Annotated in this window: 18 protein-coding genes; 14 read left to right on the top strand and 4 right to left on the bottom strand. The window is 66.0% G+C overall.

The features are described from left to right. The first annotated feature begins 78 nt into the window (after positions 1-78). Positions 79-1,077, top strand: coding sequence for a Bug family tripartite tricarboxylate transporter substrate binding protein (locus AC1DKV_RS08775; protein WP_441649704.1), 999 nt, complete (start codon positions 79-81; stop codon positions 1,075-1,077). Positions 1,078-1,089: 12 nt separating this feature from the next. On the opposite strand, the gene trmL is transcribed toward AC1DKV_RS08775, so the two are convergent. Both trmL and AC1DKV_RS08765 read right to left on the bottom strand, forming a co-directional pair. Continuing rightward, entirely contained in the window at positions 1,090-1,560 is a 471-nt protein-coding gene (gene trmL, locus AC1DKV_RS08770) for a tRNA (uridine(34)/cytosine(34)/5-carboxymethylaminomethyluridine(34)-2'-O)-methyltransferase TrmL (protein WP_441613753.1), read from the bottom strand. A gap of 86 nt (positions 1,561-1,646) precedes the next feature. Beyond that, positions 1,647-2,516 (bottom strand): ComF family protein, encoded by an 870-nt coding sequence (locus AC1DKV_RS08765; protein WP_477137592.1) that lies wholly within the window; start codon positions 2,514-2,516, stop codon positions 1,647-1,649. Here AC1DKV_RS08765 and AC1DKV_RS08760 point away from each other — a divergent pair. The 8 genes from AC1DKV_RS08760 to AC1DKV_RS08725 all read left to right on the top strand — a co-directional run bounded on the left by AC1DKV_RS08760 (position 2,505) and on the right by AC1DKV_RS08725 (position 9,247). Then, the gene (locus AC1DKV_RS08760; RefSeq protein ID WP_441613751.1) at positions 2,505-3,449 is read left to right on the top strand and encodes a methyltransferase domain-containing protein; all 945 of its coding nucleotides are present in this window, start codon (positions 2,505-2,507) and stop codon (positions 3,447-3,449) included. The genes AC1DKV_RS08765 and AC1DKV_RS08760 overlap by 12 nt on opposite strands. 242 nt (positions 3,450-3,691) lie before the next feature. Beyond that, positions 3,692-4,201: a DUF2244 domain-containing protein gene (locus tag AC1DKV_RS08755; RefSeq protein WP_441613825.1), complete on the top strand. Its 510-nt coding sequence runs from the start codon at positions 3,692-3,694 to the stop codon at positions 4,199-4,201. A 62-nt stretch (positions 4,202-4,263) separates the two neighbouring features. After that, positions 4,264-5,520 carry a cytochrome c oxidase subunit II gene (gene coxB / locus AC1DKV_RS08750; RefSeq protein ID WP_441613750.1) on the top strand — a complete coding sequence of 419 codons (1,257 nt, stop codon included), beginning with the start codon at positions 4,264-4,266 and terminating at the stop codon, positions 5,518-5,520. 24 nt (positions 5,521-5,544) lie between these two features. Continuing rightward, a complete protein-coding gene (gene ctaD, locus AC1DKV_RS08745; protein ID WP_441613749.1) occupies positions 5,545-7,161 on the top strand; it encodes a cytochrome c oxidase subunit I in 1,617 nt (538 codons plus the stop codon). Between the two features lie 62 nt (positions 7,162-7,223). Beyond that, positions 7,224-7,355 carry a cytochrome oxidase small assembly protein gene (locus AC1DKV_RS08740; RefSeq protein ID WP_441613748.1) on the top strand — a complete coding sequence of 44 codons (132 nt, stop codon included), beginning with the start codon at positions 7,224-7,226 and terminating at the stop codon, positions 7,353-7,355. Between the two features lie 17 nt (positions 7,356-7,372). Further along, positions 7,373-7,984 carry a cytochrome c oxidase assembly protein gene (locus AC1DKV_RS08735; protein WP_441649702.1) on the top strand — a complete coding sequence of 204 codons (612 nt, stop codon included), beginning with the start codon at positions 7,373-7,375 and terminating at the stop codon, positions 7,982-7,984. Between the two features lie 49 nt (positions 7,985-8,033). Then, complete coding sequence (locus tag AC1DKV_RS08730) at positions 8,034-8,246, top strand: DUF2970 domain-containing protein (protein WP_441613746.1); 213 nt, start codon at positions 8,034-8,036, stop codon at positions 8,244-8,246. 140 nt (positions 8,247-8,386) lie between these two features. Continuing rightward, the gene (locus AC1DKV_RS08725) at positions 8,387-9,247 is read left to right on the top strand and encodes a cytochrome c oxidase subunit 3 (protein WP_441613745.1); all 861 of its coding nucleotides are present in this window, start codon (positions 8,387-8,389) and stop codon (positions 9,245-9,247) included. Between the two features lie 159 nt (positions 9,248-9,406). Here AC1DKV_RS08725 and AC1DKV_RS08720 read toward each other — a convergent pair whose 3' ends face one another. Then, on the bottom strand, positions 9,407-9,616 hold the full coding sequence (locus AC1DKV_RS08720; protein WP_441613744.1) for a twin transmembrane helix small protein: 210 nt from the start codon (positions 9,614-9,616) through the stop codon (positions 9,407-9,409). 84 nt (positions 9,617-9,700) lie between these two features. Between AC1DKV_RS08720 and AC1DKV_RS08715 the strand changes: the two genes are divergently transcribed. From AC1DKV_RS08715 to AC1DKV_RS08695, 5 genes are all read left to right on the top strand, one after another. After that, a complete protein-coding gene (locus AC1DKV_RS08715; protein ID WP_441613743.1) occupies positions 9,701-10,444 on the top strand; it encodes an SURF1 family protein in 744 nt (247 codons plus the stop codon). 116 nt (positions 10,445-10,560) lie between these two features. Continuing rightward, positions 10,561-11,217 carry an SCO family protein gene (locus AC1DKV_RS08710; RefSeq protein ID WP_441649701.1) on the top strand — a complete coding sequence of 219 codons (657 nt, stop codon included), beginning with the start codon at positions 10,561-10,563 and terminating at the stop codon, positions 11,215-11,217. Positions 11,218-11,278: 61 nt separating this feature from the next. After that, complete coding sequence (locus AC1DKV_RS08705) at positions 11,279-12,382, top strand: COX15/CtaA family protein (RefSeq protein WP_441613741.1); 1,104 nt, start codon at positions 11,279-11,281, stop codon at positions 12,380-12,382. After that, positions 12,379-13,314, top strand: coding sequence for a heme o synthase (cyoE, locus tag AC1DKV_RS08700; protein WP_441613740.1), 936 nt, complete (start codon positions 12,379-12,381; stop codon positions 13,312-13,314). Before AC1DKV_RS08705 ends, cyoE begins: the two co-directional genes overlap by 4 nt. A 181-nt stretch (positions 13,315-13,495) precedes the next feature. Then, positions 13,496-14,122: an SCO family protein gene (locus AC1DKV_RS08695; protein WP_441613739.1), complete on the top strand. Its 627-nt coding sequence runs from the start codon at positions 13,496-13,498 to the stop codon at positions 14,120-14,122. A gap of 116 nt (positions 14,123-14,238) precedes the next feature. Here the strand turns inward: AC1DKV_RS08695 and rpoH are convergent, their stop codons facing one another. Beyond that, complete coding sequence (gene rpoH / locus AC1DKV_RS08690) at positions 14,239-15,168, bottom strand: RNA polymerase sigma factor RpoH (RefSeq protein ID WP_441613738.1); 930 nt, start codon at positions 15,166-15,168, stop codon at positions 14,239-14,241. Positions 15,169-15,269: the final 101 nt, after the last annotated feature.

Raw genomic sequence — 15,269 nt, 5'->3', positions numbered from 1 at the left:
CCTCGCGTCTTCCCGTTTTTCGCAATGACCAATGATTCCCGCGGCGCCACGGATGCCGTGCCGCCATCGCTCCGCCCCATGCCCCCAGACTCCATTGCGGCCCGCCGCCGCGTCCTGATCGCCCTTGCCGCCAGCGCTGTGCCCGGCGCATTGCTGGCTTCGCCTGCCGCCGGGCAATCCTGGCCGGTACGCCCGATCCGCATGGTGGTGCCGTTTCCGGCCGGTTCCTCGCCGGACCTGATCGCACGCCTGCTTACCGAGAAGCTGTCGGTGTCGCTCGGCCAGCCCGTGGTGGTGGAAAACCGCCCCGGGGCCGGCGGCAATATCGGCACCGGCCTGGTGGCGCGCGCCGCGCCCGACGGCTACACCCTGCTGCTCACCATCAACGGGCCGCTGGTCACCGCGCCGACGCTGTCGCGCCACCTTGGCTACGATCCCGTGCGCCAGCTCGCGCCGGTATCGCTGGTGGCGACTTCGCCCAATGTGCTGGTGGTGGACGCGCGCCTGCCGGTGCACGACGTGGGCGAGTTCGTGGCGCTGGCCCGCGCGCGGCCCGGTGTGCTGAACTACGGCTCGGTGGGCAACGGCAGCGCCGCGCACCTGGCCATGGAGCAGCTCAAGGCGATGGCGAAGATCGACCTCGCCCATATTCCCTACCCGGGCTTTGCGCAGATCACCACGGCCATGGTCGGTGGCCAGGTGCAGGCCGGCTTCATGGTGCCGGCGATCGCCATGCCGCTGGTCGCCGCCGGCAAGCTGCGCATCATCGCGGTCACTACCAGCGGGCGCACCGGCCTGCTGCCCAACGTGCCCACCGTGGCCGAGTCCGGCTATCCGGGCTTCGAGGCGATTTCCTGGCAGGCCGTGCTGGCGCCGGCCGGCACGCCGGCACCGGTGATCGACCGGCTCTACCGCGAACTGGTGGCCATCATCGGCAGCGAGGACGTGCGCGCCAAGATGCGCGCGCAGTATTTCGTGCCGGCAGGCACGGCGCCGCAATCGCTGCGCCAGACCATGGCGAGCGAGAAGGCGCGCTGGGACAAGGTGATCCGGATCGCCGGCGTCGAGCCGGAATAGGCGGGAGAGCGCTCAGGCGCCGCCGGCGAAGCCGTTTTGCCGCCACGCTTCGAACACCACGACCGCCACGGTATTGGAGAGATTGAGGCTACGGTTGTCGGGCCGCATCGGCAGGCGGATGCGCTGCGCGGCGGGAAACCATTCGCGCCGCTCGGGCGCCAGGCCGCGCGTCTCCGATCCGAACACGAACCAGTCGCCGGGCCGGAAGCCGACCTGCCCGAACGGCGTCGAGCCGTGCGTGGTGAGGGCGAACATGCGGGCCGGATCGGGCTGCTCACTGGCCATCAGTGCGTCCCAGTTTTCATGCACGCGCATGCTGGCGTACTCGTGGTAGTCCAGGCCCGCGCGGCGCATGCGCGCATCCTCGAGCGGAAAGCCAAGCGGCTTGACGAGATGCAGCCGCGCGCCGGTATTGGCGCACAGGCGGATCACATTGCCGGTGTTCGGCGGGATTTCTGGTTCGACCAGGACGACATTGAACATGGTGTCGGGCGGGCCTCGCGGCGCCGCAGCCATAAAACGCTGCGCAGCTTACCCCGGGCAAGGGGCGCATGTCACGCTAGCGCGGGCTAGGGCGTGCGCAGGGCAACGAACAATGTGACGCGCGCCGCGCCATGGGCTTTCAATATGCGCGCCGCTTCGCCCAGGGTGGCGCCGCTGGTCATCACATCGTCGACCAGCCCCACATGCAGGCCCGTGATATCGCTGCCCGGCGCCAGCCCGAAGGCGCCCTGCAAGTTCGCCTGGCGCGCGGACAGGTCCAGCGAAGCCTGGGCCGGCGTATCGCGCAGGCGGGCCAGCAGCGTAGGCGAGGCGCGCGCACCCAGGAGGCGTGCCAGCGGCCTGGCGATTTCCCAGGACTGATTGAATCCGCGCACCGCGAGGCGCTGTGCGGAGAGCGGGACCGGCGCGAGCAAGGCGGGGCGGGCGGTGCTCGCTGGCGGCCTCGCGGCTTGCCAGCGGCGCGCCAGTTCCGTCGCCAGCCAGTCCGCCAGCGGCAGCGCGCCGCCGAACTTGAGGGCCAGCACCAGGCCATCCTGCGGGCTCGCGTAGTCGCCCAGGACGACCGCGGCGTCGAATGCGGGAGGCTCGAGCCGGCAGGGGTTGCAACGCGAGGTGCCGCGCGCGGCGGGGCGGGCGCAGCAAGCGCAACGTGGCACCGGCGCGAGCAGTTCGCCGGCGCAACCGGCGCACACGGCGTCTTCCTGCACTTCGCCGCACAATGCGCACGCCGACGGCAGCATGATTCGCCACAATCGCCGGGCATGGCGGCGCAGCCTGCCTGCCGCGCCGGCGCCGCCGGCAGCCATCGCGGCAGGCGCGTATACTTGCGGTCCGGCCGCCGTGCCCGCTGGCGCGCACGCCGTATTCCGCCCGGGCGCCTGCGTCCGGCCGTGCTCCTCATCCTCCTGCTGCCCCGCTTGCCCGTGTCCCTGCATGACGCCGACTCCCCCGATGCCTATTTGCCGCCTGCGCGGCTGACCCGCCTGGCCTTCGACCGGCGCAGCGCCGGCTTCGGCCAGCTGGATTTCCTGCTGGGCGAGATCAGCCAGCGCATGCAGGAGCGCATGCAGATGATCCGGCTCTCGCCCGTGCGCGCGCTCGATATCGGCTGCGGCCATGGGCGCGGGCTGGCGGCGTTGCGCGCGCAGTATCCGGATGCGCAGATCGCCGGGCTGGATATCTCGGGCGCCATGTTGCGCGAGGCGGCCCAGCGCGACCCCCAGCGCCAGGCCGGCTGGCTGGGACGCATGCTGGGCAAGCGCCCGATCTTCGACCTGGTGCAGGGCGATCTTGCCACATTGCCATTCGCGCCCGCCAGCTTCGACCTGCTCTGGTCCAACCTTGCGCTGCACTGGCATCCAGAGCCGCATAGGGTATTTCCCGAGTGGCATCGTGTCGCACGCAACGACGGCCTGGTGCTGTTCTCGCTGTTCGGGCCCGATACGCTGGCCGAGCTGCGCGACGCCTTTGCGCATGTGGATAGCGGTACGCACTCGCTGCGTTTCGTCGACATGCACGATATCGGCGACATGCTGGTTCATAGCGGATGGTCCACGCCGGTGATGGACATGGAAACCATCACGGTTACCTACGAGTCGCCGCTTACCTTGCTGCGCGAAGTGCAGGCCTTTGGTGGCCTGCGCCTGCCCGCATCGCCAAGCCGGGGCTTGCGCGGACGGCGCTGGCTCGATGCGCTGCTGGCCGCGCTCGAGCGCCATCGCAACGCCGACGGGCTGATCCCGCTCACCTTCGAAATCGTCTACGGCCATGCGTGGAAACTGGCGCCGCGCGGCAAGCAGGACGTCGATGAACTGGGCCACGCGGTGGTGCCGATCGACAAGATCGGGCGCGCGCGGCCGCGTCGCTAGCGTGGCGCAATGGTCCTGCTGGCGTGTCCGCCTACTCCATCGCATGCACCGCACCGATGCACAGAAACGTGTCGCGCGCCAGCCCCGCCGTCAAGGGACGGCCTTGTTCGAGTAGGCGAAGCGCCCTATAATGCGCCAGTTTGTCGCAGTGGTTCCCCTGGCACATGTGCCCCGGAATCGCACTAAGTCAGTGCGGCCCAGGCGATCGTCCCAGGTGTGCATCCTATGCAGAGTGGTTGGCGATGCAAGACTTGGGTATCGCATTCCAGACGGCGCAAGACGGGTCCGGCGGTGGTTCCGGTGGATCCGGCGCGCCGGACAAAGACTGGCTGATGAAGCGGAACTGTTCGCTTTCTCCACGCCAGGTCGGCTGGTTCTACCTCTCAATCGTCTGTGTTTCGCTCGCCATCGCACTGTTCTTCGCGTGGCGAGGGTCGTGGCTCGTGCTGCCTTTTGCCGGGCTGGACCTGCTGGGGCTCGGTATCGCGTTGTTGGTCTACGCGCGGCATGCGGCTGACTACGAACGCGTCAGCCTGGCAGACGGCCTGCTGGTGGTCGAGGCCGTCAGCGCCGGGCAGGTGACGCGGCATGAATTCAACCCGCTCTGGGTGCGGGTCGAACTGGGTGAATCATTACGGGCGCTGGTGCAGTTGCGCTCGGGTAAGTGCGCTGTGCAGGTGGGGTGTTTTCTGGACCCGTACAAGCGGCGAAAGTTCGCGCAGGAGCTCGTTTCTGCCCTGCGCTGTCTCTGAACTGGGGCGGCGACGGTCAGGCGGGCTGACAGATTTGAATCTGTAAATTGGGTAGATAACAAATGAAAATGTGGAAGAAGGCATCCGCAGCGTGTCTAACGGGCGCGTCCCTGCTCGTTAGCCAGGCAGCTCTGGCAGTGGAAGACATGCCGGGCGGTCCAGCCGTGCGCCAGCTCAATCTGACCGAACCCGTTACCAAGATCGCCGAACAGATTCACTGGCTGAACTGGATGATGCTGATCATCTGCACGGTGATCTTCGTCGGCGTGTTCGGGGTGATGTTCTATTCCGTGTTCAAGCACCGCAAGTCCAAGGGTGCGAAGTCTGCCTCCTTCCATGAAAGCATCACCGTCGAGGTGATCTGGACCATCATCCCCTTCCTGATCGTCATCGGCATGGCCCTGCCCGCCACCAAGACGGTCGTGGCGATGAAGGACACCACCAATTCCGACATCACCATCAAGGCCACCGGCTACCAGTGGAAGTGGGGCTATGACTACCTGAAGGGCGAAGGCGAGGGCATTTCCTTCGTCTCCACGCTGACCACGCCGCGCGAGCAGATCAACAACGAGGCACCGAAGTCGAACACCTACCTGATGGAGGTGGACAACGAGATGGTGGTGCCCGTCAACAAGAAGATCCGTGTCGTCACCACCGCCAACGATGTGATCCACGCGTGGATGATCCCGGCTTTCGGCGTGAAGCAGGATGCGATCCCCGGCTTCGTGCGCGATGCCTGGTTCAAGGCCGAGAAGGTCGGCGTGTATCGCGGCCAGTGCGCCGAGCTGTGCGGCAAGGAACACGCGTTCATGCCGATCGTCGTGCGCGTGGTGTCCGACGCCGACTACGCCAAGTGGGTCGAGGGCAAGAAGAAGGAACTCGCCGCCAAGGCCGACGACCCCAACAAGACCTGGACGCTCGAGGAGCTCAAGGCGCGCGGCGAGAAGGTCTACACGGCCAACTGCGCGGTCTGCCACCAGCCGAACGGCAAGGGCGGCGGCGCGTTCCCGGCGCTGGACGGCTCCAAGGTCGTCAACGGCCCGAAGGCTGGCCAGATGCACATCCTGCTCGAAGGCAAGGGTGCCATGCCGGTCTGGAAGCATCTCTCCGATACCGAACTCGCTGCCGTCATGACCTATACCCGCAACAACTGGGGTAACAAGACTGGCGAAGTGATTCAACCGAGCGATTTCGTGAACGCCCGTGCGGGCAAGTTCCCGGAAGGCGGCGGCGCCGCCGGCGGCGATGCCGCTCCCAAGGCGGAAGACAAGCCCGCCGCCAAGCAGGCCAGCGTTGCGGGCGACCGCGCGGCAGGCTGATCAGGATTACAGGAGTTTTTCGCGATGAGTACTGCTACCCCGGACGCGCTTGCGCACCCGCACGATCATGCGCACGACCACGCGCACGATGAGCATCACGATCATCCGCACGGCTGGCGGCGCTGGCTGTTCGCCACCAACCACAAGGACATCGGCACGCTGTACCTGCTGTTCTCCTTCACCATGCTGCTGTCGGGCGGCGTGCTGGCGCTGCTGATCCGCCTCGAGCTGTTCGAGCCGGGCCTGCAGTTCTTCCGCCCCGAACTGTTCAACCAGTTCACCACCATGCACGGCCTGATCATGGTGTTCGGCGCGATCATGCCGGCCTTCGTGGGCTTCGCCAACTGGATGATTCCGCTGCAGATCGGCGCGTCCGACATGGCGTTCGCGCGCATGAACAACTTCAGCTTCTGGCTGATGCCGCCGGCGGCGCTGCTGCTGGTGCTGTCGTTCTTCGCGCCGGGCGGCGCCACCGCCGCCGGCTGGACCCTGTACGCGCCGCTGTCGGTGCAGATGGGCCCGGGCATGGACATGGCCATCTTCGCCATGCACATCATGGGCGCGTCGTCGATCATGGGCTCGATCAACATCATCGTGACGGTGCTCAACATGCGCGCGCCCGGCATGACGCTGATGAAGATGCCGATGTTCTGCTGGACCTGGCTGATCACCGCCTACCTGCTGATCGCCGTGATGCCCGTGCTGGCCGGCGCCATCACCATGGTGCTGACCGACCGCCACTTCGGCACGAGCTTCTTCTCGGCCGCGGGCGGCGGCGATCCGGTGATGTACCAGCATATCTTCTGGTTCTTCGGCCACCCCGAGGTCTACATCATGATCTTGCCGGCGTTCGGGATCGTCTCGCACGTCGTGCCGACCTTCGCCCGCAAGCGCCTGTTCGGCTACAGCTCGATGGTGTACGCCACCGCCTCGATCGCCATCCTGTCGTTCATCGTGTGGGCGCACCACATGTTCACGACCGGCATGCCGGTGACCGGCCAGCTGTTCTTCATGTACGCGACGATGCTGATTGCGGTGCCGACGGCCGTGAAGATCTTCAACTGGATCGCTACCATGTGGCGCGGCTCGATGACCTTCGAGACCCCGATGCTGTTCGCGATCGGCTTCATCTTCGTGTTCACCATCGGTGGCTTCACCGGCCTGATGCCGGCCGTGGCCCCGATCGACATCCAGTTGCAGGACACCTACTTCATCGTGGCCCACTTCCACTACGTGCTGGTGGCGGGCTCGCTGTTCGCGATGTTCTCGGGCTTCTACTACTGGGGTCCGAAGTGGAGCGGTTTCATGTACAACGAAACCCGCGGGCAGATCCACTTCTGGGGTTCGATGATCTTCTTCAACGTGACCTTCTTCCCGATGCACTTCCTGGGCCTGGCCGGCATGCCGCGTCGCTATGCCGACTACCCGACCCAGTTCGCGGATTTCAACGCGATCGCATCGATCGGTGCGCTGGGCTTCGGGCTGATGCAGGTGTATTTCTTCTTCTTCGTCGTGCTGCCGTCGTATCGCGGTGGCCAGAAGGCAGCGGACAAGCCCTGGGATGGCGCCGAAGGCCTGGAGTGGACCGTGCCGTCGCCGGCCCCGTTCCACACCTTTGAAGTGCCGCCGCACGTCAGGTAAGACGCAACCGGGCAAGGAAGGATGGGCATGCCCGTCCTTCCGCGTCCAGCAAGCAGGGTGTCATGCAGGATCCAAACAAAAGTCCATCGCAGCCAGACCGCAAGGCCGCCAACCGCCGTCTCGGTCTGATCCTCTTTTCGATCGTGATGGTTTTCTTTTTGGGTTTCTTCGCCAAGATGATTCTTCTGGGCTGAAGCTGCAGGGTATTGGAATGAGCACGAACCAGCAGTCACAAGACACCACCGACAGGCGCTTCAACCGCGGCATGATGCTGCGGCTGCTGGTGGTGGTGGCGCTGATGTTCTCGTTCGGCTATGCGCTGGTGCCGCTGTACAAGAAGATCTGCGAGATCACCGGCCTCAATGTGGTGACCACGCGCGATCTGTATGGCGGCCAGGTCAAGAACACGCAGGTGGACAAGAGCCGCACCATCACGGTCGAGTTCGATTCCAACGCGCGCGGCCCCTTCGCATTCCGGCCGGTGAAGAACACCATGGAAGTGCATCCGGGCGAGATGGCCACCATCGTCTACGAGGTGGCGAACGGGCAGTCGCGCGACATCTCGGCGCAGGCGATCCCGAGCTACCTGCCCAAGCTGGCCACGCAGTATTTCAAGAAGATCGAGTGCTTCTGCTTCAAGCAGCAGACGCTCAAGGCAAAGGAAGCACGCGAGATGCCGGTGGTGTTCGTGATCGATCCGGACCTGCCGAAAGACGTGAAGAACATTACGCTGTCCTATACCTTCTTCGAGATCGGTTCGCCGGTGGCGCAGGTGCCGCAGGGCGATCTGGAGACCCCGGCCGGGGCAGGCAAGGGCATTTGAGCAGCGGCCGGCATCGCCGGCCGAGGTCGAGGCAGTAGTGGGAGTAGCCGTGGAAGAGATGAAGGACGCGGTCAAGCGCAAGCTGTCCTTTGCGCAGACCCTGCGCGCGGTGTTCTGGTCGTTCATCGGCCTGCGCAAGGGCAGCGAGCATGAGCGCGACATGGCACAGCTCAATCCGGTCCATGTGATCATCGCCGGCCTGATCGGGGTAGCCATCCTGATCGCGGTGCTGATTACCGTCGTGCGCGTCGTGGTAGGGTGAGGCCGCGCAGTCCGGGTACGGCGCAGGGCAGGTAACAGGTAACAGGTACAAGCAGGCAAAAGCATGCCGCCGGCCAGCAGTCGGGGCCGGATGTGCGGATAACGATTACTGAATCAAGACTCTGAGCTGGAGAAAAAAGAATGAGTGCGAATCGCGCCAACGCTCCGTACTACTTCGTACCGGGCCCATCGCGCCATCCGATCACGGCAAGCTTCGGCCTGCTGCTGACGGCCGGCGGGGCTGCCGGCTGGGTAAACGGGCAACCCTGGGGACCGTACGTCTGCGGCCTCGGCCTGCTGTGGTTCCTGTTCGTGCTCAAGAGCTGGTTCGCCGAAGCCATCAGCGAATCCGAGACCGGCAAGTACGGCAAGAACATCGACCTGTCGTTCCGCTGGTCGATGGGCTGGTTCATCTTTTCCGAAGTGATGTTCTTCGCGGCGTTCTTCGGTGCGCTGTTCTATGCCCGGAACATCGCCATGCCATGGCTGGGCGACCTGAACAACAAGATCCTGTGGCCCGACTTCGCCGCGGTGTGGCCCAATGCCGGCCCGGCCGGCGTGGTGGAACGCTTCCAGACCATGGGCCCGTGGCCGATCCCCACGATCAACACGGCACTGCTGCTGATGTCCGGCGTGACGCTGACCTGGGCGCACCACGCGCTGCTGGCCAACAAGCGCAGCCAGCTGATCCAGGGCCTGGTGCTGACCATCCTGCTGGGCGCGGTCTTCATGTGCTTCCAGGTGTTTGAGTACCACCATGCGTACTCGGAGCTGAATCTCAAGCTGACCTCGGGCATCTACGGCTCCACCTTCTTCCTGCTGACCGGCTTCCACGGCTTCCACGTGACCATGGGCGCGATCATGCTGACGGTGGTGCTGGTGCGCGTGCTGAAGGGGCACTTCACCCCCGACCATCACTTCGCCTTCGAAGGCGCCGCCTGGTACTGGCACTTCGTCGACGTGGTGTGGCTGTTCCTCTACATCGTGGTGTACTGGCTGTAAGACACCCGGCTGCGGTGCCCGCCGGCCCGGCCGGCGGCATCGCGGGGAGGCACCCTCCCCGTGCAGAACAACAAAAAACAAGCGCCGCAGGAGTCTAGCCAGCCTGCGGCGCTTGTTTTTTTGGTCTGGTCACCGGTTCGCTTGCCGGAGTCCACGGCTTCACGGCCCCATGCGGATGCCCGTGCTCTGAATCCAGCCCATCCAGTGCGAGAACAGGATGAAGAGGAACAGCGCCACGGAAAAGCCGACCCGGAACATCAGCGAGCGCATCATGTTCGGCGTCCTGCCGCGGTCGCGCATCATGAAGAACAGGGCCGAGGCCAGGCTGCCGATGATGAGGATGAACGCGATGATGATGACAATGCGCATGGAAAGCCCGCGCGCGCGGGATCGGCTGGAGAGGAGCTGCCATTATCGCACCGGCGCGCCGTTCCCGGCACACGGGAGCCGCCGGTGAAGCCGTGGCGCGCCCTGAGTCCGGTCCCGGCCATTGCCGCGCTGGTGGTGATCGCCGTCACCTGCGCGCTGGGCAACTGGCAGCTCAACCGCGCCCATGAGAAACTCGCGCGTGCCGCGCGCCAGCAGGCGCTGGCTGCCGAGCCGCCGCTACAAGTCGGGCAGGCGCTGATCGCGGGCCCGGTGGCCGAGCGGCGTGTGCATGTGCGCGGCCGCTTCGACGCGGCGCACACCGTCTTGCTGGACAACCGGCCGCACGGAAACGGCACCGACAGCCGCGCCGGCTTCATGGTCCTGACGCCGCTGCGCGTGGTGGACGGCGATCCTGCCGCACCGGCGCTCCTGGTCTTGCGAGGCTGGCTGCCGCGCGATGCGCAGGAACGCACGCGTATCGCGCCGTTCCCCACGCCCGAGGCCGAGGTGGAGCTGGACGGTACCGCGCTGGAAACGGTGCCCAGGGTGTTCAGCCTGGGCCGGGACGCGGGCTCGGAAGCCGGGCAGAAGATCCGCCAGAATGTGGATATTGCGGCGTTTGCCAGGGAACTGGGCGTACCCCTGCAGCCCTTCGTGCTGGAGCAGCGTAGCGAAAGCGGCGATGGCCTGGCGCGCGACTGGGCCCCGGCCGATACGGGCGCCGACCGGCATTACGGCTATGCCTTCCAGTGGTTCGGGCTGGCCGCCCTGACGCTGGTGCTGCTGGTGGCGCTGAGCTGGCGGCGCGCGGCGCGCATGGCGGCCTAGATGGCCCGGGCAAGCCGGGCGGTGGCATGCCGGCGAACCACGGCCGGGCGCGGCGGTCAGACGAGCGCAGCCGGCTCCGATGAAAGACGACGAGACAGAGAGACAGACGAAACGTGATGCAACAACAAGATCCCGCGCCGGCGCAGGCCGCGCGCGCTGCTCCGCAAGACCCGCGCATCGATGCGCGCACCCGCCGCGGCCGCATCCAGATGCTGCTGCTGCTGCTGGTGTGCGCGTCGCCGGTGATCGCTTCCTACCTGACCTACTACGTGTTCAGGCCGGCTGGCGGGACCACCAACTACGGCGCACTCATCGAGCCGCAGCGCCCGATGCCCGCGCTGCAGGTCGCCAACGAGCGCGCCGAGTCCGTGCCGCTGGATAGCTTCAAAGGCAAATGGCTGCTGATCAGTGCCGACGGCGCCGCATGTGATGAAGCCTGCGCGCGCAAGCTGTTCACCATCCGCCAGTTGCGCGCGGGCCAGGGCCAGGATCGCGAGCGCATCGTCCCGGTGTGGCTGGTCAGCGACGACGGCCCCATCGATGCACGCCTTTCCTCGGCCTACAACGAGCCGTATGCCGGCGTGCGCTTCTTGCGTGCCCCTCGCGACACGCTGCAGAAATGGCTGCCGCCCGAGCCTGGTGCGCGCATCGAGGACACGCTCTATCTCGTCGACCCGCTCGGCAACCTGATGATGCGTTTCCCGCGGGATCCGGATCCCAAGAAGATGGCTTCCGACCTCAAGAAACTGCTCAAGTACTCCCGCATCGGGTGATCCCGGCGGATGCCGGCTGATGGCCGACGCCAGAACGGCCCAAGATTAACGACCAACGCGCATGCTGCTCCAACTTGCCATCATCGGCGTCCTGATCGCGCTGTTCCCGCTCAGCTACGTGCTGGTCAAGGGAGACCGCAACAAGTACCGCAAGCTGGTGTGGATCACCGCTTTCCTGACGCTGGACCTGATCATGTTCGGCAGCTTCACGCGGCTGACCGATTCCGGCCTGGGCTGCCCGGACTGGCCTGGCTGCTACGGCCACTCCAACCCGCACGCGGCGAGCGAGCCGATCCGCGCGGCCGAGACGGCGATGCCGAGCGGCCCGGTCTCCGTCACCAAGGCCTGGATCGAGATGATCCACCGCTACTTCGCCATGGCCGTGGGGGTGCTGATCATCACGCTGATGGTGCTGGCGTGGGTCAAGCGGCGCGAACTCAGGCAGTCGCCATGGTTCGCCACCGGCGTGCTGTTGCTGGTTTGCGTGCAAGGCGCGTTCGGCGCTTTTACGGTCACGCTCAAACTGCAGCCCATCATCGTCGTCACGCACCTGATGCTCGGCATGAGCCTGCTGGCGGCGCTGATCTGGCTGGGTTCGCGCAACGACCCGCCATTGGGCGTGGCGCGGGATGCCGGCGCGCTGCGCTGGCCGGCAAGGCTCGCGCTGGCCTTGCTGGTGCTGCAGATCTTCCTGGGCGGCTGGGTGAGCACCAATTACGCGGTGCTGGCCTGCACGGACTTCCCGCTATGCAACGGCCAGCTGGTGCCGGAGATGGACTTCCGCCACGGCTTCACGCTCTGGCGCCAACTCGGCATGACCGCCGACGGCGACTACATCCCGCACTCGGCGCTGGTGGCGATCCACTGGGTGCATCGCGGCTTTGCCTTCGTGGTGCTGGCCTACCTGGCCTGGTTCGGCCTGCGGGCGCGCCGCCTGGGCGGGCTGTCGCGCGGCGCGGGGTGGCTGCTGGCCGTGCTGGCGCTGCAACTGGCCACTGGTCTTTCCAACATCGTCTTCGACTGGCCGCTGGTGGCCGCGGTGGCCCACAACGGCGGCGCGGCGGCGCTTCTGATGCTATTGGTTCGCCTCAACTACAATATAGGGCTCGCGGCCCGCTCCGCTGACATTGCTACTGACGTGCCGGCTGCCGTGCGCGCCACATGAAAGAGAAGAACTCCCCCGTGGTTACTGCTACCCACCCCCATCCTGGCGGACGACTCCGCCACCTGGCCCGGCAATACGCCGCGTTGACCAAGCCACGCGTCACGCAGCTGGCTGTCTTCTGCGCCATCATCGGCATGTTCCTGGCCACGCCGGGCATGGTGCCGTGGTCGGTGCTGATCGGCGGCGCGGCCGGGATCTGGTTGCTGGCGGGTGCCGCTTTCGCCATTAACTGCCTGGTCGAGCAGAAAGTGGATGCGCTGATGCGCCGCACCGCGTGGCGGCCGTCGGCGACCGGCGAGATCACCACGATGCAGACCCTGGTGTTCTCGGCCGTGCTGGGCGGGGCAGGGATGTGGGTACTCCATGTCTTCACCAACGACCTGACCATGTGGCTGACGGTGGCGACCTTCGTCGGCTATGCCGTGGTGTACACCATCCTGCTCAAGCCGGCCACGCCGCAGAACATCGTGATCGGCGGGCTGTCCGGCGCGATGCCGCCGGCGCTGGGCTGGGCGGCCGTGGCGGGCAACGTGCCCGCCGAAGCCTGGTTCCTGGTGCTGATCATCTTCACCTGGACCCCGCCGCATTTCTGGGCCCTGGCGCTGTACCGCCGCGCCGACTACGCCAAGTCCGGCCTGCCGATGCTGCCGATCACCCATGGCGAGCGCTTCACCCTGCTGCATATCCTGCTGTACACGCTGATCATGATCGCGGCGACGCTGCTGCCCTTCGTGTACGGCATGAGCGGGTACATCTACCTGGCGGCAGCGCTGGTCCTGGGCGGCGGTTTCCTGGCCTATGCCTGGAAGTTGTTCTGCAACTATTCCGATGCGCTGGCCCAGCGCACGTTCCGCTTCTCGATCCTCTACCTGTCGCTGTTGTTCGCGGCGCTGCTGATCGATCACTATTTCAAGTTCCTGCCGCAGTCCTGAGCGATGCCGGGAGCACCCGCGCGGTTGCGGCATCTTGTCGCGGCCCCGGCGCGGGGCGGTGCCGATCGGCGATACTGCATCTATCTGCCAATGTGACCAGGCCGCCGTCCGCCTCCATCCGGCTTTCCGGGGCGCCCGGGCCGGCCTGTCCGCCAATCAAGCCGCCAATCAAGCGAATCGCATGCCAAGCCGTCTCTTTCCGGGTTCTTCGTCCAGCTTTGCGCTGTTCCGCCGCTTCTGCCTGCTGGCGCTGTGCTCGCTGCTGCTTGCCGCCTGCGGCCAGCAGCGCGCCTCGTTCAAGAATGTCGACATCAGCGGCGGCAGCGAATTCGGCAAGGATTTCGTCCTCACCGACCACAACGGCAAAGTGCGCTCGATTGCCGACTTCAAGGGCAAGGCCGTGGTGATGTTCTTCGGCTATACGCACTGCCCCGATGTCTGTCCCACCACCATGGCCGAGCTGAAGGCGGTGATGGAGCAACTGGGCCCGGATGCCGACCGCGTGCAGGTGCTGTTCGTCACGGTCGATCCCGAGCGCGATACGCAGGCGCTGCTGGCGCAATACGTGCCCGCCTTCGATCCGCGCTTCCTGGGCATGCGCCCGGCCGACGACGCGGCGCTGCAGAAGGTGGCCAAGGATTTCAAGGTGTTCTACGCCAAGGTGCCGGGTACCTCGCCAAACAACTACACGATGGACCACTCTGCCGGCAGCTATGTATTCGATCCGAGTGGCCGGTTGCGTCTGTTCATCCGCCACGGCCAGGGCCCCGAACCGATCGCGCACGACCTGAAGCAGCTGCTTTCCTGAAGCGGCTCCGCCCGCCAGGGGCGGGATCTCCGGACAAAAAAACAGGGCCGGTCGCGAGACCGGCCCTGTTCCATTCTGGCGCGCGGCTTTCGTTCCGCCGCGCTCCCGCGCAACTATCAGGCAAAGGCCTGCAGCGCACCCTTCATCTTCTTCATCGCCGCGGTTTCGATCTGGCGGATGCGCTCGGCGGAGACACCGAACTCGTCAGCCAGCTCGTGCAGCGTTGAGCCGCCGGAGCCGTCGTCGTTGACGTGCAGCCAGCGCGCCTCGATGATGCGGCGGCTGCGGTCGTCCAGCTTGGTCAGCGCTTCTTCCAGGCCTTGCACCTGCATGCGGTCGTGGCGCTGGGCCTCGATCACGCGGGTCGGCTCGTTGTGGTTGTCAGCCAGGTAGGCGATCGGCGCGAACTCCTCCTCGCCGTCGTCGATCTGGCCTTCCAGCGCCAGGTCGCCGCCCGACAGGCGGGTTTCCATCTCCATCACTTCTTCCGGCTTGACGTTCAGCTCGCGCGCGACCGCGTCGACCTGCTCCGGCGTGAAGGTATGGGCACCCTGCTTGTGGCTGCGCAGGTTGAAGAACAGCTTGCGCTGGGCCTTGGTGGTCGCCACCTTGACCATGCGCCAGTTCTTCAGCACATATTCGTGGATCTCGGCCTTGATCCAGTGCATGGCGTACGACACCAGCCGCACGCCCTGGTCCGGGTCGAAGCGCTTCACGGCCTTCATCAGGCCGATATTGCCTTCCTGGATCAGGTCCGCGTGGGGCAGGCCATAGCCGAGGTACTGGCGGGCGATGGACACCACCAGGCGCAAGTGCGACAGCACCATGCGGCGAGCCGCATCGACGGAGTCATGCTCGCGCAGATCGCGTGCAAGCCGCTGCTCTTCCTCGGGGGTGAGCATGGGGATACGATGGACAGCCTGGATATAGCTGTCCAGGTTTCCCAGGTTTCCGGGAAACGTCAGCGCAAATGCCCCGGCGCCCTGAGGCGCCGTAGGCAGGCGGCTGCTGGTTTGGGTTTGGTCGGCAGATAGGACCGCGTTCACTCGATTGCTCCTTTCGCATCCGGCGGGTGGGTTGCCCGCGGCGCTCGCCCTGAAGGGTCCGCGCACTGCATTGCAACACATATTAGCACTCAAGCCGGGAG

The sequence above is a fragment of the Cupriavidus sp. 05T41 genome (assembly GCF_056396525.1).
This window is presented reverse-complemented; position numbering and strand designations above follow the sequence as displayed.